This window comes from Pseudarthrobacter sp. IC2-21 (assembly GCF_034048115.1).
Classification (GTDB): domain Bacteria; phylum Actinomycetota; class Actinomycetes; order Actinomycetales; family Micrococcaceae; genus Arthrobacter; species Arthrobacter naphthalenicus.
The window spans coordinates 774,382-794,103 of the sequence record NZ_CP139145.1; the positions used below are offsets into that span (position 1 = coordinate 774,382).

The 19,722-nt window shown below is 62.1% G+C and carries 7 protein-coding genes, 3 rRNA genes and 1 pseudogene; 6 read left to right on the plus strand and 5 right to left on the minus strand.

Annotated elements, in window-relative coordinates:
• Window position 1 precedes the first annotated feature (1 nt).
• The 4 genes from SBP01_RS03650 (at window position 2) to rrf (ending at window position 9,747) form a co-directional block, all read left to right on the plus strand.
• Window positions 2–3,682 carry a 1,4-alpha-glucan branching enzyme gene (locus tag SBP01_RS03650; RefSeq protein ID WP_320537513.1) on the plus strand — a complete coding sequence of 1,227 codons (3,681 nt, stop codon included), beginning with the start codon at window positions 2–4 and terminating at the stop codon, window positions 3,680–3,682.
• 514 nt (window positions 3,683–4,196) lie between these two features.
• A 16S ribosomal RNA gene (locus SBP01_RS03655) occupies window positions 4,197–5,722 on the plus strand.
• Window positions 5,723–6,271: 549 nt separating this feature from the next.
• A 23S ribosomal RNA gene (locus SBP01_RS03660) occupies window positions 6,272–9,412 on the plus strand.
• A 218-nt stretch (window positions 9,413–9,630) separates the two neighbouring features.
• A 5S ribosomal RNA gene (gene rrf / locus SBP01_RS03665) occupies window positions 9,631–9,747 on the plus strand.
• Together the 16S, 23S and 5S rRNA genes form the textbook arrangement of a ribosomal RNA operon.
• Before the next feature lie 235 nt (window positions 9,748–9,982).
• Here the strand turns inward: rrf and SBP01_RS03670 are convergent.
• Window positions 9,983–11,617: pseudogene (locus SBP01_RS03670) on the minus strand (IS1634 family transposase).
• Window positions 11,618–11,936: 319 nt separating this feature from the next.
• Between SBP01_RS03670 and SBP01_RS03675 the strand changes: the two are divergent.
• The gene (locus SBP01_RS03675; RefSeq protein WP_320537514.1) at window positions 11,937–12,434 is read left to right on the plus strand and encodes an SRPBCC domain-containing protein; all 498 of its coding nucleotides are present in this window, start codon (window positions 11,937–11,939) and stop codon (window positions 12,432–12,434) included.
• Window positions 12,435–12,451: 17 nt separating this feature from the next.
• On the opposite strand, the gene SBP01_RS03680 is transcribed toward SBP01_RS03675, so the two are convergent.
• Together SBP01_RS03680 and SBP01_RS03685 are read right to left on the minus strand one after the other, a co-directional pair.
• Entirely contained in the window at window positions 12,452–13,498 is a 1,047-nt protein-coding gene (locus SBP01_RS03680; RefSeq protein WP_320537515.1) for a LacI family DNA-binding transcriptional regulator, read from the minus strand.
• A complete protein-coding gene (locus SBP01_RS03685) occupies window positions 13,498–15,225 on the minus strand; it encodes a glycoside hydrolase family 13 protein (protein WP_320537516.1) in 1,728 nt (575 codons plus the stop codon). The genes SBP01_RS03680 and SBP01_RS03685 overlap by 1 nt, the downstream gene beginning before the upstream one ends.
• A 178-nt stretch (window positions 15,226–15,403) precedes the next feature.
• Here SBP01_RS03685 and SBP01_RS03690 point away from each other — a divergent pair, with 178 nt between their 5' ends.
• Window positions 15,404–16,798, plus strand: a complete 1,395-nt coding sequence (locus SBP01_RS03690; protein WP_320537517.1) for an FAD-binding oxidoreductase — start codon at window positions 15,404–15,406, stop codon at window positions 16,796–16,798.
• A gap of 110 nt (window positions 16,799–16,908) precedes the next feature.
• On the opposite strand, the gene SBP01_RS03695 is transcribed toward SBP01_RS03690, so the two are convergent.
• Together SBP01_RS03695 and SBP01_RS03700 are read right to left on the minus strand one after the other, a co-directional pair.
• Window positions 16,909–18,327, minus strand: coding sequence for a DUF4032 domain-containing protein (locus SBP01_RS03695; RefSeq protein WP_275214610.1), 1,419 nt, complete (start codon window positions 18,325–18,327; stop codon window positions 16,909–16,911).
• Window positions 18,328–18,471: 144 nt separating this feature from the next.
• On the minus strand, window positions 18,472–19,554 hold the full coding sequence (locus SBP01_RS03700; RefSeq protein WP_320537518.1) for a sn-glycerol-3-phosphate ABC transporter ATP-binding protein UgpC: 1,083 nt from the start codon (window positions 19,552–19,554) through the stop codon (window positions 18,472–18,474).
• Window positions 19,555–19,722: the final 168 nt, after the last annotated feature.

Here is a 19,722-nt window from a genome sequence, read left to right on the forward strand (position 1 = left end):
TATGACTCAGCCAACTCTCACGGCCGCGTTGCGCTCAATCCTGCAGGAATGGCTCCCGCGCCAGCGCTGGTTCCCGGTCAAGTCAGGCGATTTTTCGTTGGAGCAGGCGGGCAGCCTGGGTCTGGCGGATACGGCCGGGCAGGCCCGTCTGGAGGTCTTCCTGCTGGCCGTTTCTTCCCGGTCAGCCGACGGCGGACAGCGCACGGATGTGGTCCAGGTGCCTTTGAGTTTCCGGGACTCGCCGCTGTCCGGCGGTGAAGGCGCTGTTGTGGGCCGGGCCCCGGAGGCGGGCATGGCATGGATTTACGACGCCGTGCACGACCCCTCCTTTGTCTCCGCCTGGCTGGAGCTGATCCGCTCGGAGTCGGCCTCCCGCGCAGGTAAGGCGACCGGCCACCGGACGTCCTCGACCCACCGCCTTCCCACGGCGCACGGCATGGTCAAAGTCCTTTCCGGTGAGCAGTCCAACAGCTCCGTGATCGTTGACGACGGCGAGTCCGCGGCAATCGTCAAATTCTTCCGGGTGCTCTCCGAGGGCACCAATCCGGAAGTCGAGGTGGGGGCTGCCCTGACCGCTGAGGGAACGTCTGAGGTTCCCGCCACGCTGGGCTGGGTGCGGGGCGAGTGGCAGCTGCCGGGGGCGACCCTGCAGGCTCCCCGGCCGGCACGTGGCGAACTGGCCGTCGCGCACGAATTCCTCGCCGGCGGCCGCGACGCCTGGCGACTCGCCGTGGATGCCGCCCGGAGCGGAGCTGACTTCACAGCGGAGGCACGGGCCCTCGGGACGGCTACGGCCACCGTCCACCAGCGGCTGGCTGCCGCTTTTGGAACCTCCGTTGAAGCTGTCCCGGGCCACGTCACCGCGCCCGGAGTAGCCCAGCGGGTGCGTCAGGCGTGGGCGGAAGCCGCTGCCGCCGTCGGGCCCTACGATCAGGAGCTCCAGGCACTGCTGGACGCGCTCCAGGGCGTGGAGGCCGGTCCCCTGCAGCGGATCCACGGGGACCTGCACCTCGGGCAGATCCTGCAGGTGCCCGGGCCGGGCACAGAACCCGGCCGCTGGGCCATCCTCGATTTTGAAGGCGAGCCCCTCCGGCCCATCTCGGAACGCAACTTCCCCGACGTCCCGCTCCGCGACGTTGTGGGCATGCTTCGTTCCTTCGACTACGCGGCCGGCGCGGCTGAACGGGAGTACCAGGGGGCCAATGTTCCCGACTCCTGGGTGGATGACTGCTCTGACGCGTTCCTCGAGGGCTATGCCGCCGTCACGCCCGGCACCATCGACCGTGACTCCCCGCTCTTTGTGGCATTGTGGCTGGACAAAGCCCTCTACGAAGTTGTTTACGAATTGCGGAACAGACCTGACTGGCTGGCCATTCCAACGAATGCGTCCAGACGGCTCCTCAGCGTTATAGGCTCCGGCGATCATGCCCGGGCAGCATCGGAAGGTATCAACATGACAGGTTCAGCACCAACAGACAGGCCGAGTGTGCCGCTTCACGTGGACCCGGATACTTTGGGCCAGGTCGCCAACGGCGAGCACCATGCCCCGCACTCCGTGCTCGGAGCCCACTTGGACAACCATGGCCACGTCACGGTCCGGACGGTCAAGCACCTGGCGGAATCGGTCAACGTGGTAACCGCCGCCGGTTCCGTTCCCATGACCCATGAAGCCCACGGCGTCTGGGTAGCGGTCATGGAACCGCTCCAGGCCGGCCACGTGCCCGACTACCGCCTCGAAGTTACCTACGCCGGGGCCGAACCCGTGACCGTGGACGAGCCGTACCGGTACCTGCCCACCGTCGGGGAAGTGGACCTGCACCTGATCGGCGAGGGCCGGCACGAAAAGCTGTGGGAAGTCCTTGGTGCCCACGTCCAGCATTACAAGTCCTCCTTGGGAGACGTCGACGGCGTGTCCTTCGCCGTCTGGGCCCCGAACGCCCAGGCCGTCCGGGTCAAGGGCGACTTCAACGCCTGGGACGGCCGCGAAAATTCATTGCGCTCGCTCGGGTCCTCAGGGGTCTGGGAAGTCTTCGTTCCCGGCGTTCCAGCAGGGGCGTGCTACAAATTTGAGATCAAGACGAAGCACGGCAACTGGGTCGAAAAGGCTGATCCTCTGGCCTTCGGCACCGAAGTCCCGCCGCTGACGGCTTCGAGGGTGGTGGAGCCCTCCTACGCATTCAAGGACGCCGAGTGGATGGAGGCACGGGCCCAGAGGGACCCGCACAATTCCCCGATGAGCATCTACGAAGTCCACCTCGGATCATGGCGGCTCGGCCTCGGTTACCGCGAGCTCGCCACGGAACTGGTGGAGTACGTCAAATGGCTCGGCTTCACGCACGTGGAGTTCATGCCCGTGGCAGAACACCCCTTCGGCGGTTCCTGGGGCTACCAGGTGACGTCCTACTTTGCGCCGACCTCGCGCTTTGGCCACCCGGACGAATTCCGGTTCCTGGTGGACTCCCTGCACCAGGCCGGCATCGGTGTGCTCCTGGACTGGGTCCCGGCGCACTTCCCGAAGGACGCCTGGGCGCTCGCGCAGTTCGATGGCCAGCCGCTGTACGAGCACGCTGACCCGAACCTCGGCGAACACCCGGACTGGGGAACGCTGATCTTCGACTTCGGCCGCACCGAGGTGCGGAACTTCCTGGTAGCCAACGCGCTGTACTGGCTCGACGAGTTCCACATTGACGGCCTCCGCGTGGACGCCGTGGCTTCCATGCTGTACCTGGACTACTCGCGGGAAGACGGGCAGTGGTCGCCCAACCGTTTCGGTGGCCGTGAAAACCTCGAGGCCATCTCCTTCCTGCAGGAAGTCAATGCCACCGTCTACAAGACCCACCCGGGTGCGGTGATGATCGCCGAGGAGTCAACAGCTTTCCCGGGCGTGACGGCCCCGACAAGCCATGGCGGCCTGGGCTTTGGCTTGAAATGGAACATGGGCTGGATGCATGACTCCCTCAAGTACGTTGCCGAGGACCCGATCAACCGCAAGTGGCACCACGGGACGGTGACGTTCTCCCTGGTATACGCATTCACGGAGAACTTCCTGCTGCCCATCAGCCACGATGAGGTTGTGCACGGCAAGGGTTCCATGCTCCGGAAGATGCCGGGGGACCGCTGGCAGCAGTTGGCCAACCTGCGCGCCTTCAGCGCGTACCAGTGGGCCCACCCCGGCAAGCAGCTCATCTTCATGGGTACCGAGTTCGGCCAGGAAGCCGAATGGTCTGAACAGCACGGACTCGACTGGTACCTCGCCGACATTCCTGCCCACCGCGGGATGCAGCTGCTCACCAAGGACCTGAACGAGATTTACAGCGCGACGCCGGCCCTCTATGAGCGGGATAACGAACCGGGCGGTTTCCAGTGGATCAACGGTGGGGATGCGGACCACAACGTCCTGACGTTTATCCGTTGGGACAAGGACGGAAATCCGCTGGTTTGTGCCATCAACTTCTCCGGCGGCCCCCATGTGGGGTACCCGGTGGGTGTTCCCGCCGCAGGGGACTGGGTTGAGGTACTTAATACCGACGCCGAGGCCTACGGCGGATCGGGTGTTCTCAACGCCGGCCCACTGACCGCCGCGGAGAAGGGGCGCGATGGGCAGCCGGCCACGTTGACGGTGACGCTGCCGCCCTTGGGTGCTGCCTACTTCAAGCCCGGCGCCCAGCCGGCTGTTGGATAGCCCTCCGCGGCCCCCTCTATTGTGAAGCCGGTCTCTTAAAAGGCTGCGTAAATGCCCGGAATCCCTTGAGATTCCGGGCATTTTCGTTGGATGATGGAGAGGTAGCACAAGGCTGTCCCGGGATCGGGTGGCCAACCCTAAAATCTGGTGGTAGAGTTTATTTCCGCGCTGCTCCACGGAGTCAGACCGAAAAAACCGACACGAAAGCCCTAGGGCGTTGAGAGTCGCGAATGCCGGTTTGACAAGAGTGAGACCAGCCGGTAAGTTTGAAAAGTTGCTCCGGAGCGATCCACGGCTGTTTAGTGCTGGTGGTGGTGCCGGGTGTGTCTGTTGTTTGAGAACTCAATAGTGTGCCAAGTTTGTTGATACCAATTTATTGTATTGAATTGGTTGAATTGGCCAGGCCTGTCCACCCCGTGGATTGGGTCTGGTTTTTACAGCTGGTTTCAAATTTTGCAGCCTTCTTTTCCCGTTATTTCCGGGGGTGTTGGTTGTTTTCTGTTTTTGTTTTACTTCAACGGAGAGTTTGATCCTGGCTCAGGATGAACGCTGGCGGCGTGCTTAACACATGCAAGTCGAACGATGAACCTCACTTGTGGGGGGATTAGTGGCGAACGGGTGAGTAACACGTGAGTAACCTGCCCTTGACTCTGGGATAAGCCTGGGAAACTGGGTCTAATACCGGATATGACTCCTCATCGCATGGTGGGGGGTGGAAAGCTTTTTTGTGGTTTTGGATGGACTCGCGGCCTATCAGCTTGTTGGTGAGGTAATGGCTTACCAAGGCGACGACGGGTAGCCGGCCTGAGAGGGTGACCGGCCACACTGGGACTGAGACACGGCCCAGACTCCTACGGGAGGCAGCAGTGGGGAATATTGCACAATGGGCGAAAGCCTGATGCAGCGACGCCGCGTGAGGGATGACGGCCTTCGGGTTGTAAACCTCTTTCAGTAGGGAAGAAGCGAAAGTGACGGTACCTGCAGAAGAAGCGCCGGCTAACTACGTGCCAGCAGCCGCGGTAATACGTAGGGCGCAAGCGTTATCCGGAATTATTGGGCGTAAAGAGCTCGTAGGCGGTTTGTCGCGTCTGCCGTGAAAGTCCGGGGCTCAACTCCGGATCTGCGGTGGGTACGGGCAGACTAGAGTGATGTAGGGGAGACTGGAATTCCTGGTGTAGCGGTGAAATGCGCAGATATCAGGAGGAACACCGATGGCGAAGGCAGGTCTCTGGGCATTAACTGACGCTGAGGAGCGAAAGCATGGGGAGCGAACAGGATTAGATACCCTGGTAGTCCATGCCGTAAACGTTGGGCACTAGGTGTGGGGGACATTCCACGTTTTCCGCGCCGTAGCTAACGCATTAAGTGCCCCGCCTGGGGAGTACGGCCGCAAGGCTAAAACTCAAAGGAATTGACGGGGGCCCGCACAAGCGGCGGAGCATGCGGATTAATTCGATGCAACGCGAAGAACCTTACCAAGGCTTGACATGGACTGGAAATACCTGGAAACAGGTGCCCCGCTTGCGGTCGGTTCACAGGTGGTGCATGGTTGTCGTCAGCTCGTGTCGTGAGATGTTGGGTTAAGTCCCGCAACGAGCGCAACCCTCGTTCTATGTTGCCAGCGCGTGATGGCGGGGACTCATAGGAGACTGCCGGGGTCAACTCGGAGGAAGGTGGGGACGACGTCAAATCATCATGCCCCTTATGTCTTGGGCTTCACGCATGCTACAATGGCCGGTACAAAGGGTTGCGATACTGTGAGGTGGAGCTAATCCCAAAAAGCCGGTCTCAGTTCGGATTGGGGTCTGCAACTCGACCCCATGAAGTCGGAGTCGCTAGTAATCGCAGATCAGCAACGCTGCGGTGAATACGTTCCCGGGCCTTGTACACACCGCCCGTCAAGTCACGAAAGTTGGTAACACCCGAAGCCGGTGGCCTAACCCCCTTGTGGGGAGGGAGCTGTCGAAGGTGGGACTGGCGATTGGGACTAAGTCGTAACAAGGTAGCCGTACCGGAAGGTGCGGCTGGATCACCTCCTTTCTAAGGAGCACCTACAACAACCCTGCCAGGCGTTATGTCTGTGTGGTGGTGTTGTCAGGAGTACGCCCGTTGCGCAGACGCAAGTTCTGCGGCGGGTGCTCACGGGTGGAATATCAACAAATAGGTGCCTGGCGGCGCTTGCCGGTGGCTAGTACGAATCGTGGGTCCTTCGGGGTCCGGGGTTCTGGAACGTTTGCCGGTGGTATTGCTGGGTAGTGTTTGGCACACTGTTGGGTCCTGAGGCAACAGGACCGGGGTTCTTTCCTTCGGGGGAGGGTTTCGGGACTTGTTTGTTTCTGGTTTCCTGGCTGCACCGATCACACGGTTGCTTGTTTCCTTCGGGGGCGGGTGTGTGTGGGGTGTGTGGTTTGGGGTTGTTGTTTGAGAACTACATAGTGGACGCGAGCATCTTTTATAAGAAGCAATTTCCAAGAATATGAACCTGGATCTGGCTGCGCGTGATGATGGCATCTCCTTTTTTGGGGGTGTGGTTGTTGGGTGTGGTTGGTTTTCGTGGTTCTCTCGAAAATTTCTGAATTGATCTTTTGTGGTCAAGTTTTTAAGAGCACACGGTGGATGCCTTGGCATTAGGAGCCGAAGAAGGACGTAGGAATCTGCGATAAGCCTGGGGGAGTCGATAACCGGACTGTGATCCCAGGGTGTCCGAATGGGGAAACCCCGCCAGGGGAGCGATCTGCCTGGTGACCCGCATCTGAACACATAGGGTGCGTGGGGGGAACGCGGGGAAGTGAAACATCTCAGTACCCGCAGGAAGAGAAAACAATAGTGATTCCGTTAGTAGTGGCGAGCGAACGCGGATCAGGCTAAACCGTTCCATGTGTGATAGCCGGCGGGCGTTGCATGGTCGGGGTTGTGGGACTTTCCATACCAGTTCTGCCGGACTGGTGGGGTGTGATGTGCAGGCATAGGTGAACGGTCTTGAAAGGCCGGCCAGAGAGGGTGTGAGCCCCGTAACCGAAATGTTTTGTGCCGCCTGTGAGAGTATCCCAAGTAGCACGGGGCCCGAGAAATCCCGTGCGAATCTGTCAGGACCACCTGATAAGCCTAAATACTCCCTAATGACCGATAGCGGACCAGTACCGTGAGGGAAAGGTGAAAAGTACCCCGGGAGGGGAGTGAAACAGTACCTGAAACCGTGTGCTTACAATCCGTCGGAGCAGCCGTGATTTATCACAAGTAGCTGTGACGGCGTGCCTTTTGAAGAATGAGCCTGCGAGTTAGTGTTACGTCGCGAGGTTAACCCGTGTGGGGAAGCCGTAGCGAAAGCGAGTCTGAATAGGGCGTTGCAGTGGCGTGATCTAGACCCGAAGCGAAGTGATCTACCCATGGCCAGGTTGAAGCGACGGTAAGACGTCGTGGAGGACCGAACCCACTTCAGTTGAAAATGGAGGGGATGAGCTGTGGGTAGGGGTGAAAGGCCAATCAAACTTCGTGATAGCTGGTTCTCCCCGAAATGCATTTAGGTGCAGCGTTGCGTGTTTCTTACCGGAGGTAGAGCTACTGGATGGCTAATGGGCCCTACAAGGTTACTGACGTCAGCCAAACTCCGAATGCCGGTAAGTGAGAGCGCAGCAGTGAGACTGTGGGGGATAAGCTTCATAGTCGAGAGGGAAACAGCCCAGACCACCAACTAAGGCCCCTAAGCGTGTGCTAAGTGGGAAAGGATGTGGAGTTGCGAAGACAACCAGGAGGTTGGCTTAGAAGCAGCCATCCTTAAAAGAGTGCGTAATAGCTCACTGGTCAAGTGATTCCGCGCCGACAATGTAGCGGGGCTCAAGTACACCGCCGAAGTTGTGGCATTCAAATATTGCTAAGCCCTTGTGGTTCAGGCGTTTGGATGGGTAGGGGAGCGTCGTGTGGGCAGTGAAGTCGCGGTGTAAACCAGCGGTGGAGCCTACACGAGTGAGAATGCAGGCATGAGTAGCGAAAGACGGGTGAGAAACCCGTCCGCCGAATGATCAAGGGTTCCAGGGTCAAGCTAATCTGCCCTGGGTAAGTCGGGACCTAAGGCGAGGCCGACAGGCGTAGTCGATGGACAACGGGTTGATATTCCCGTACCGGCGAAAAACCGTCCATGTTGAACAGGGGATACTAACCGCCCGAGACCTGCCCAATCGCCCTTGTGGTGTGCGGGTTTTGGTGGAGCGCGGGACCTGATCCTGGGAGGCAAGCGTATTAACAGGTGTGACGCAGGAAGGTAGCCGAGCCGGGCGATGGTTGTCCCGGTCTAAGGATGTAGGGCGAACGGTAGGCAAATCCGCTGTTCATGATGCCTGAGATCTGATGGGACCCCCTTTAGTGGGGGGATTTGGTGATCCTATGCTGCCGAGAAAAGCATCGACGCGAGGTTTTAGCCGCCCGTACCCCAAACCGACACAGGTGATCAGGTAGAGAATACTAAGGCGATCGAGAGAATTATGGTTAAGGAACTCGGCAAAATGCCCCCGTAACTTCGGGAGAAGGGGGGCCCCAACCTTGAACACCACACGCTGGTGGGAGGGGATCGGGGCCGCAGAGACCAGGGGGAAGCGACTGTTTACTAAAAACACAGGTCCGTGCGAAGTCGCAAGACGATGTATACGGACTGACTCCTGCCCGGTGCTGGAAGGTTAAGAGGACCGGTTAGCCCTTACGGGCGAAGCTGAGAATTTAAGCCCCAGTAAACGGCGGTGGTAACTATAACCATCCTAAGGTAGCGAAATTCCTTGTCGGGTAAGTTCCGACCTGCACGAATGGAGTAACGACTTCCCCGCTGTCTCAACCATAAACTCGGCGAAATTGCAGTACGAGTAAAGATGCTCGTTACGCGCAGCAGGACGGAAAGACCCCGAGACCTTTACTATAGTTTGGTATTGGTGTTCGGAGTGGCTTGTGTAGGATAGGTGGGAGACGTTGAAGCCCGGACGCCAGTTCGGGTGGAGTCATCGTTGAAATACCACTCTGGTCACTTTGGACATCTAACTTCGGCCCGTAATCCGGGTCAGGGACAGTGCCTGATGGGTAGTTTAACTGGGGCGGTTGCCTCCTAAAAAGTAACGGAGGCGCCCAAAGGTTCCCTCAGCCTGGTTGGCAATCAGGTGTCGAGTGTAAGTGCACAAGGGAGCTTGACTGTGAGAGAGACATCTCGAGCAGGGACGAAAGTCGGGACTAGTGATCCGGCGGTACATTGTGGAATGGCCGTCGCTCAACGGATAAAAGGTACCTCGGGGATAACAGGCTGATCTTGCCCAAGAGTCCATATCGACGGCATGGTTTGGCACCTCGATGTCGGCTCGTCGCATCCTGGGGCTGGAGTAGGTCCCAAGGGTTGGGCTGTTCGCCCATTAAAGCGGTACGCGAGCTGGGTTTAGAACGTCGTGAGACAGTTCGGTCCCTATCCGCTGCGCGCGCAGGAAATTTGAGAAGGGCTGTCCTTAGTACGAGAGGACCGGGACGGACGAACCTCTGGTGTGTCAGTTGTACTGCCAAGTGCACCGCTGATTAGCTACGTTCGGATGGGATAACCGCTGAAAGCATCTAAGCGGGAAGCTCGCTTCGAGATGAGATTTCCATACACCTTGTGTGTGAGAGGCCCCCAGCCAGACCACTGGGTTGATAGGCCGGATGTGGAAGCGAGGACTAACGACTCGTGAAGCTGACCGGTACTAATAGGCCGATAACTTACACCACACACCACTGCGTGAACGGCATTCAAAAGACGTTCACACCCAGCAGTGGTAAAAAGAAACAAGACTGCTTGCGTCCACTATGTGGTTCCCAACCAACAAACCCGCCACGGGTCCGTTGCGTCAGGGAACAAAAAACACAACACAATACAAACAACACCACAATGTTGTAACCACAGATTTCCCGCCCGGACACCACTGTCCAGGGTGCGGACATAAGGTTACGGCGGTCATAGCGTGGGGGAAACGCCCGGTCCCATTCCGAACCCGGAAGCTAAGACCCACAGCGCCGATGGTACTGCACCCGGGAGGGTGTGGGAGAGTAGGTCACCGCCGGAACACCATTAAAAATGGTTGAGACCCCCCGACACACACGTGTCGGGGGGTCTCCCACATTTAACCACCCACCCACCCACCCAAAACCAGCCAGGCACCCGCGGCACCCACAAAACGCTCTCTCACTTAATGCGGGAAATCCCCAAACCCTCCCGCACCCCGCCACGGCAAAACACCCCCGCGCCAACCTCCGCCCCCGGACACCCAACCCCCGGCGCCCCTGACTTGGCTCATTTCGTTAGTGCGTGAGTTTTGGGTTGCGGATGGCGTCGAGAATGGCCTGCTGCTCGGCGGCAATATCGGGGGCGAATGTCTGCGTGGTGCCGTTGATGGCGATGGTCGCTGAGCGTAAGGGCCGGAGTTGTCGGATTACGTTACGCACCGCCAGCCCTGTCCTGTTCTGGACAGTCCGGGAGACCGCAAGCGCGGTGAACACGATGGTCAGGTGCGCCTCGATCGCGTCACGGGTGCGGTGAAACATGGGCCTGGCGCGCAGGTCAGTTTTGCTCATCCGGAACGACTGCTCGACATGCCACAGGTCGTGGTAGGAGCCGATTACTTCCCCTGCGGGCATGATGTTTGCGGGGATATTTGTCACCTAGCCTTTCAGTCCGACGAGTTGCCGGGCACGCGCTATCGAGGCCTCGTCCAGGCTCGGTTTGCCGCCGGCGGTCTTGACGAACCGTGGGGTCCGGGCTGATTTCTGTCCCTCGATGACCTCCCGTGCCCGGTTCTCCTGGGCCGTGAGCGTTGTGTTGTCATGAACAGCTCTCTTGCGGGAGTAGGCCCACACCGCCCGCCAGGATCCCGGGTGCGCGGCAGGGTCCCAGACGGGTTCGGCACGCAGATCAGGGTTGTTCTCGTTCGTGTGGCCGGTCCTGGGGGTGAGCGTATGGATCAGCTGCCCGTCGCTGAACGCGTCACCGTGCCAGCGGAAATGCGAGGCCAGGTCATTCGGCGCTTTCGTCATTCCGGACCCGACAATGAACCGCAGGTTCGCTTCATCCAGCTCGCGCAGATTGCTGGCTGAAAGCATGCCTGCGTCGGCGACGACGACCATGTCGGCCAGACCGTGGCGGACCTGGAACTGCTTGATAATCGGGATCATGGTTGCCGTCTCGGCCTTGTTGCCTTCGAAGCAGCCGATCTCCAACGGAAACCCGCCGCGATCCACCAGCAGACCGACAACGATCTGGGGATCAACGCGACGTTCCTTGGAGTACCCGACTTTCCGCAGCTCGTCTTCCTTCTCCGCCTCGAAATACAAGGTGGTCACGTCATAGAGCACCAGTGAGACGTCCCCGTCGGTCCTGGCGTGCTCGAAGCACCAGGTCGCGACCCGGTCGCGGTAGTTACCCGCAGCTGCCCGGGCAAGGGTCCGCTTCATAGTCGCGTAGCTGGCAGGACTTTGGCCGAGGTCCCGCAGGACTCTGCCGGCATCCAGGAGTGAAGTTGGTTCCACGACCCGGGCGATCACCAGATCCCGGAACACCTCGTCACCGAGGCCATCGAACTTCAACGACGTGAACGCCCAGGCCAACGCATTGAACAGCAACCGGGAGTCGGTGCCCACCACGCGGGCAGGGCCTTCGCGCCCAGGAATTGCTGCCGGGCGGGCAATATCGAACAGTCCCGGATTATCAGCAGGGGCAACCAGATTCTTCACTGGAGGCGTGCGCTCGACACCAAGCTCAAGGACGCCCTGCGCCGGATTCTCCAGCAACTCGCGCGCACGCTCCAGCAGGACACCGAGTTCGGCTTCCGTATGCGCCGAACCGACGTGCTCCACTATCCGCTGACGGCCCCGCACGTACTCCGCGATCTGCACACCGGTCGCCCCCGAGGCCGTTCGCACCCTCCTGATGAAAGCCACACCGTGACACTAGAACAAATCCCATTAGTGCGTGAAAAACCATTAAGCAGCCCGCATCACCGCAGGTCAGCGCGATACGCTCCCGAAATATCCCGGCCCGTGAGCCAAGTCAGGTTAACGCGGGAAATCCCCAAACCCTCCCGCACCCCGCCACGGCACAACACCCCACACCCACGGCATACGCCCGCCCACCGCCGTCCAGCGGAGCATCAACCGCGGGAGCGTCCGCCGGGAACCCACATCAACTGCGAGAGCATCCACGGAAAACCCACATCAACTGAGAGAGCGTTTCAAAGGGGGCCGCGTACAGTTGACGTCCATGGAGAACCTTTTCAGTCACGCAGAAGATGCCCCGTCCGGCCAAGCTGAGCCCAGGGAAAGCCTCGAGCCTGTCATCCACGCAGTGACGGTGCCGGGGCCGGTGGCCCAGGCCTTTGCCGGGTTCACGGACCACACCCACTTGTGGTGGCCGATGGAATCCAACAGCGTCTTTGGGGCAGGCTCCTACGTCGAATTCGAGGACATCCTCATTCTGGAGACCGCCGATGATGGCAGGACCGCGGTCTGGGGCAGCATTGATGACTGGCAGCCGCCGCTCTCCTTTCACGCCTCCTGGCACCCGGGAACCACCGCCATGTGGTCCACTGAGCTGCGGGTTGCCTTCCGGGCGGTACCGGAGGGGACGGAGGTCAGGCTGGTACATGACGGCTGGGAAGGCGCCGAGGACCCGGCCGCGGCCCGGGCCGTTTACGCGCAGGGCTGGCCTGTAGTGCTGGACCGCTTCGTCCGGTTCATGGGTGGGGACACGGGCCGGTAGGCCGGCGGGTCGCCACCTCACAACGGCGGAACAGCCGTACTGTTCCGGACCAGGAATTCGGTGGGGTATTCCCGGTCGGTAGGCTCCGGAGCCGGCGACGCGCCTTTGGAACGCGGCTCCGCGGCGGCGTCGAGCCTTTCCAGCAGCAGCCGGGCGGCAAGTGCCCCCTGCCCGCGGGGATCCTGGCTGATGGTGGTCAGTCCGACCACCTCGCCAAGTTCGTGGCCGTCCATGCCGATCACGGAAAGATCCTGCGGCACGCGCAGCCCGAAGTCGCGCGCGGCGAGAATGGTGCCGATGGCCATTTCGTCGGAGGCAGCGAATACGGCCGTGGGCCGCTCGGCCGCGGTGGCGAGGAGTGTGCGGGCACTGGCGTTGGCGCCCTGGATGGTGAAATCCGCAGAGACGGTCCATTCCGGGCGGACAATGTGGCCTGCGGCAGCCATCGCGGCTTCGAAGCCGGCGCGGCGGATCCCGGGAAGCTTGAAGTCCCGGTTGAGCTCTCCGTCTCCCGTCAGGTGCGCGATACGCGTATGTCCTAGTCCGATCAGGTGCTCAGTAGCGGCGCGGGCCAGGCGAGCGTCATCGATCCTGATGGTGGAGGCGCCGGCCAGCGCACCGCCTATGCCCACGATGGGACGGTGAATGGCCAGAAGCTGCTGAATCTCGGCCTCACTGAGGACCAGCGCCACCGCAATCACGGCGTCCAGTCGCTTGCGGAGCAGGAAATCGGTGAGGACGCTCTGGCGGCGGTCCGGCTGATCGCCCACGTTGTACAGCGTGAGGTCATAGCCCGCGTCCAGGAGCGCGCCGGAGACACCTTCGACCACTGATGAGAAGTACCAGCGGTGGACGGACGGCACCACCAGGCCCACATTGTGGTTGCGGCCGGAGGCGAGGCTCGAGGCGTGGTACGACGGGACGAAGCCGAGCTCGTCTGCGGCGGCCTTGGCCAACTGCCGGCTCCTGGCCGACACATTCGCCTTGCCGCTGAGCGCCCTCGACACCGTGGCAATCGAAAGTCCGGCGCGGTCGGCAACGTCTTTGATGCCCGCGAGTCCCACTATTCCGCGCCGCCTCCATCAAGGCAGAGCCACGCCGTTTCACCTGAGGCGAGGCGATGGCCTGTCTCCGGTCCTGCGCTCCGCAGGAGGACGCGGCCGGCCGGCAGGTCGAGGGGCTCGTGGTTGAGGTTCATGATCACCAGCGTAGTGCCGTTGACGTACGCGAGGGATGAACCGCTGCACCAGTCCTCCGCCCAGGCCAGGGACCCGCTGCCGAGGTCCAGCCCGCGGCGGAGCGCAAGCATGCTGCGGTAGAGGTTAAGGTGCGACGACGGCGCAGCGGCCTGGGCGTCCCGCGCCAGTTCCCCAAAGCTCGCCGGGAGGGGGAGCCAGGGATCTGCCCCGGCGCCGAACCCCAGATGCCGTTCGGCAGCCCGCCACGGCAAAGGGACACGGCAGCCGTCACGGCCCAGGCGCTCCCCGCCGGTGCGGGCGAACGTGGGATCCTGCCGCAGGTGCCCCGGGATGTCAGTGCCGTCCGGCAGACCGAGTTCCTCACCCTGATAGAGGTAGGCGGCGCCGGGCAGGCCCAGCATAAACATCGAGGCGGCCGCTGCACGCCGGCGGCCGAGGTCCGTGTCCGGCTGGGGATCGGCGGGGCCGATGCCGTCGCCGTCGCGGGGCCCATGACCGTTGTAGCCGAAGCGCGAGGCATGCCTGACGACGTCATGGTTGGAGAGTACCCACGTGCTGGGTGCGCCCACGCCGTTCAGGACTGTCAGGGAGTCGGTGATGACGCCGCGGAGCCGGTACACATCGAGCCCGGCGTGCAGGAATGGGAAGTTGAAGGCCTGGTGCATTTCGTCGGGCCGGACCCAGTGGGCCAGACGGGGGAGGTCCACGCCCGCCTCGGCGCACAGGATCCTGTCCGCCCCGTATTCGGCCAGGATCCGTCGCCAGGCCCGGTATATGTCATGCACCGCGGGCTGGCCGAACATGGGTGCCTCGTGGCCGGGGAAGCCGTCCGAGCTGCCGCCATCGGCCCGGCCGCCCCAGCCGGGGAGTCCGGGAGCCTTGACCAGGGCATGTGCAACGTCCACCTGGAAGCCGGAGACGCCACGGTCCAGCCAGAAGCGAAGCACCCGTTCAAATTCGGCATGAACGGCCGGATTGTCCCAATTGAAGTCGGGCTGGGAGGAATCAAAAAGGTGCAGGTACCACTGGCCGGGCTGGCCGCCGGGACCCGTGATCCGGGTCCGCGCCGGTCCGCCAAAATGGGACTGCCAGTTGTTCGGCGGTTCGTTGCCGTCCTGTCCGGTGCCATCGCGGAAGATGAACATGTCCCGTTCGGGACTTTCTGCCGGCGCGGCGAGGGCGGCCTGGAAGGCCACATGCTGGTCAGAACAGTGGTTGGGTACCAGATCCACAATGACCCGCACGTTCAGGCGGTTGGCCTCGGCCATCAGGATGTCGAAATCCAGCAGCGTACCGAAAATCGGGTCGACATCACAGTAATCGCTAACGTCATACCCGGCGTCCCGTTGGGGCGACTTGAAGAACGGTGACAGCCAGACAGCGTCCACGTCGAGGTCAGCCAGGTGGGGCAGTTCCGCCGTGATCCCGGCAAGATCACCGATGCCGTCGCCGTTCAAGTCGCGGAAGGACCGCGGGTACACCTGGTAGATGACCGCCGATCTCCACCACCCGGGGGCCTGGCTGGCCTCGTGGATGAGCGTCAAAGGACTCGTCAGTGGTGGTGTGGCGTAAGTCACTGTATCTACGGACATGGGGACAGCCTAGGCGCGAATGCGTGAAAGTGTGAAAACGCTTCCATCACGGCCGTGCAGTTTCCGCGTCGATTCCTGGGGAACTTCCTGCTGACCTGTGGAAACGTTTGCAGCAGCCGCCCAAGACACATTACTGCCGAGTATCGTCACGATGGCGCGTCCTAGACTAGGAGCACCAATGACGACGACGGATGGAGGCTGCGTGGGCAGCTTGGTTGAAGAGCTGGTTGGCGCACTCGGCGCGGGCCAAGTCTGCACGGCGGAAGAAATCATGCCCACCTATGCCGTGGACGAGGCCCCCGTGCTGGACTACCAGTTGCCCCTGGCCGTGGTCTTCCCCCGCACGGTGCCGGAAGTCCAGGCCGCGGTCCGGCTCTGCGCCGCCCAGGGGGTATCGGTGGTCGCCCGGGGAGCCGGGACCGGTGTTTCCGGAGGCGCACACGCGAGCCGGAACTGCATTGTCCTGTCACTGGAACGGATGAACCGCATCCTTGACCTGAACGCGGACGACGAGACCGCCGTCGTCGAGCCCGGGGTGGTGAACGCGGCACTCAACGAGGCCGCGGCGGAGTACGGGCTGATGTATGCGCCGGATCCGGCGAGCTTCCGCACCTCCACCATCGGCGGCAACGTAGCTACCAACGCCGGCGGATTGCGGTGCGCCAAATATGGCGTTACCCGGGACTCGGTGCTGGCCCTGGATGTGGTGCTGGCGGACGGGTCCCTCATCCACACCGGGCATCAGACATTCAAGGGTGTTGCCGGCTACGACCTTACCGGCCTGTTCGTGGGTTCCGAAGGGACGCTCGGAATAGTGGTGGGGGTGACGGTGCGCCTCAAGTACCTGCCCCGCGACATCCGCACCGTCGCCGCGTTCTACCCGGACTTCCGGCAGGCCGCTGCCGGCGTCCTGGCTGTGGGACGGGCCCGGGTGCAGCCGGCCATCATGGAACTGCTCGACGGCGGCACGCTGGCCCAGCTGGACCACCTCCACGGCTCGGATCTGAGTTCACGGGGCCGTTCGCTGCTCCTGATCCAAACCGACGGGTTCGGGGCCGCGGCGGAGGCCGACGTCGTGCGTTCCGTGCTCGCCGCCGGCGGGGCAACGGTGAGCACCGAATCCACTGCTGAAGCGGAACAGTTGGTGGAGCTCCGCCGGAACAGCCGCGGCGTTGAAGTGGACGATCAATACCGGGTGGGGGAGGACGTTGCGGTGCCGCGGTCACGCCTGGTGGACTACGTGGCCGCCCTCGAAGACCTGGCAGCGAAGCATCATGTAAAGCTGAAGGTGGTGGCGCACGCAGGGGACGGCAACCTGCACCCCACATTCTGGATCGACCGGCAGGACAATGCCGTCGACGCGGATGCCATGGAGCGGCTGAACCTGGCCCTGGATGCCTCCGTGGTCGCGGCACTCGACATGGGCGGGACCATCACCGGGGAGCACGGGGTGGGCCAGTACAAACTGCGCTGGCTGGGCCTGGAGCAGCCGGAGCCGGTCAGGGAGCTCCAGCGCAGCATCAAGGCGCTCTTTGATCCGGCCGGGATCCTCAACCCCGGCAAGGCCATCTGAGCCGCATTTACGAAACTGGGTAGCAGTAAGTGTCGTTTTGAGCGCCCATAACGACACTTACTGCTACCTAGTTGGGTTTTAACCCAAGCGTGCTGCAGCCCCGGCGGGTCTTAGTCGTCGACGTCCGGATACTCGTCGATGGTTTCCTCATCCCCGTACCGGGACTCCTCGTTCTCCGCTTCGAGGATCTTCAGCATGCCGGTGTCCGGGTTGAGCATGATAGCGGCCTCGTCGCGGCGGTGGCGAAGGATCGAATCGATGTAGGACTGCACAGCCTCGGCGAGGGGGATGTGGCGGGCCTGCTCCTCGGACATGTACCAGCGGTGTTCCAGGACCTCGTGCACGGCCTCGGCAGGCTCCAGCTTGCGGGACAGGTCGCGGGGGATGGACCGGACGATTGGTTCGAACACCTGGCTGACCCACAGATGGGCGCTGTATTCCTCGTCCATCCCCGGGTTGTTGTCCGCCCGGAAGGTGTCCATGTCATTGAGCAGGCGCCTGGCCTGGTTTTCCTGGGCATCCAGCCCGGTCAGGCGGAGCAGCCGGCGCATGTGGTGGCCGGCGTCCACCACCTTGGGCTGGAGCTGGATGGTGGTCCCGTTCTGGGTGGTCTTGATGGCGTATTCCTCGACGTCGAAGCCGAGTTCGTTGAGCCGCCGGATGCGGGCGGCCACACGCCAGCGTTCGCCGAGTTCGAAGGACTCCTTCTCCGTCAGTTCTGCCCAGAGCCGGCGGTAACTTTCCATGATGAGTTCACTGGTGGCTACCGGGTCCACCTTCTCCTCGATGAGGCCACCATCCAGGAGGTCCATCAGCTCACCGGCGATATTGACCCGGGCGATCTCAAGGTCATATTCGCGCTGGCCCGTGGACAGGTCAGGGTACAGCTCGCCCGTTTCGGCATCCACCAGATAGGCGGCAAAGGCGCCGGCATCACGGCGGAACAGCGTGTTGGACAGCGAAACGTCGCCCCAGTAGAAGCCCACCAGGTGCAACCGGACCATCAGGAGCGCCTGGGCGTCGATGAGTCGGGTCAGGGTGTCCTTGCGCAGCATCTGGGAGAACAGGGCGCGGTACGGCATGGAGAACTTCAGGTGGCGCGTGACCAGCACCGGGTTCAGCGGCCGCCCGTCCACGGTGGTGCGGCCGGTGATGACCGCCACCGGGTCCACACACGGGACATCCAGGCGCGCCAGCTTACGGAGCATGTGGTATTCATGCCGGGCGATGTGCTCCGACGTTTCCTTGATGGCAATGACGGAGCCACCCAGATGCGCGAACCGCACAATGTGGCGTGAGATGCCGCGGGGGAGGGCCGCGAGGTTCTCCGCGGGCCAGTCCTCCAACGCGATGTGCCAGGGCAGGTCAAGGAGTTCGGGATCCGCCGCGGCCGCCGTGATGCTCAGCGAACTCGAGACGGCGGCGAGTTTGGAATCATTGGCGCTTGCCGCCTCAAACCGTGGCAGTTTGCCCACCTGCGCGTAGTCGGTGGGCTCATCGTGCCACTGGGCGCTGTTTTCATCGGTCATGAGTCAATTCTTTCGTACATCAGGGTGCCAGTGGCAAAATGCCTTCAACGAACGACGGCGGCCCTCCCGTTGTGGGGGAGGGCCGCCGTCGTTCAGTGGTTCTCGAGAGTCTCGATCACCGGGTGGCCAAGGCGCCGGTGGGGACTAGTCGCCCAGGCGCAGGCCGGTCTTGGTGTCGAACAGGTGCACGTGGCCGGACTGCGGACGGACGTAGATGGACTCGCCCTTCATCGGAGGGCGGCGGCCGTCGACGCGTGCCACGATGTCGTGGTCCTTGCCGTCCAGCGTGGTGTGGCCGTAAACGTAGGCGTCGGCGCCGAGCTCTTCAACAACGTCCACTTCAACCTTGAGGCCCTCGCCCTGCGGGGCGGCTTCGAGGTCTTCCGGCCGGCTGCCCAGGGTGACGGTGCTGCCATGGGCCTCTTCGAGGACGTTGTGCGGCACGGGGTAGACCGTTCCGCCGAACTGGACACCGCCGTCGACGACGGGAAGTTCCAGCAGGTTCATGGCGGGGGAGCCGATGAAGCCGGCCACGAAGACGTTCTTGGGCTTGTCGTAGAGGTTGCGCGGGGTGTCAACCTGCATCAGCAGGCCGTCCTTCAGCACGGCGACGCGGTCGCCCATGGTCATGGCCTCGACCTGGTCGTGGGTGACGTAGACGGTGGTGACGCCCAGGCGGCGGGTCAGGGACGCGATCTGCGTACGCGTCTGGACACGCAGCTTGGCGTCCAGGTTGGAGAGCGGTTCGTCCATGAGGAAGACCTGCGGGTTACGGACGATGGCGCGGCCCATGGCAACACGCTGGCGCTGACCGCCGGAGAGTGCCTTCGGCTTGCGGTCCAGGTACGGCTCAAGGTCAAGAAGCTTGGCTGCTTCACGGACGCGCTCGGCGCGCTCCTCCTTGGAGACGCCGGCAATCTTCAACGCGAAGCCCATGTTGTCCGCAACAGTCATGTGCGGGTAGAGAGCGTAGTTCTGGAACACCATTGCGATGTCGCGGTCCTTCGGCGGAACATCGGTGACGTCACGGTCGCCGATCAGGATCCGGCCCGCATTGACGTCCTCAAGGCCGGCGAGCATGCGCAGGGAGGTGGATTTACCGCAACCGGAGGGTCCAACGAGGACCAGGAACTCGCCATCGGCGATTTCAATGTTGAGCTTGTCAACAGCGGGCTTTTCTGTGCCCGGGTACAGACGCGTAGCGTTATCAAAAGTAACTGTAGCCACAGTTATCAATCCCTTCACCGGCAGGTACGTGCCGGACGATCCGTAGTGAATGGTCATGTAATTCAGTTATCCACGGCATTGCAGCCGTGTACTCCCCGGCCGAAGCCGAGGAGTATCGCGTGACGCCGCACGGTTCTGTGCGCCACATCACAACCAAGAGTATGTCAG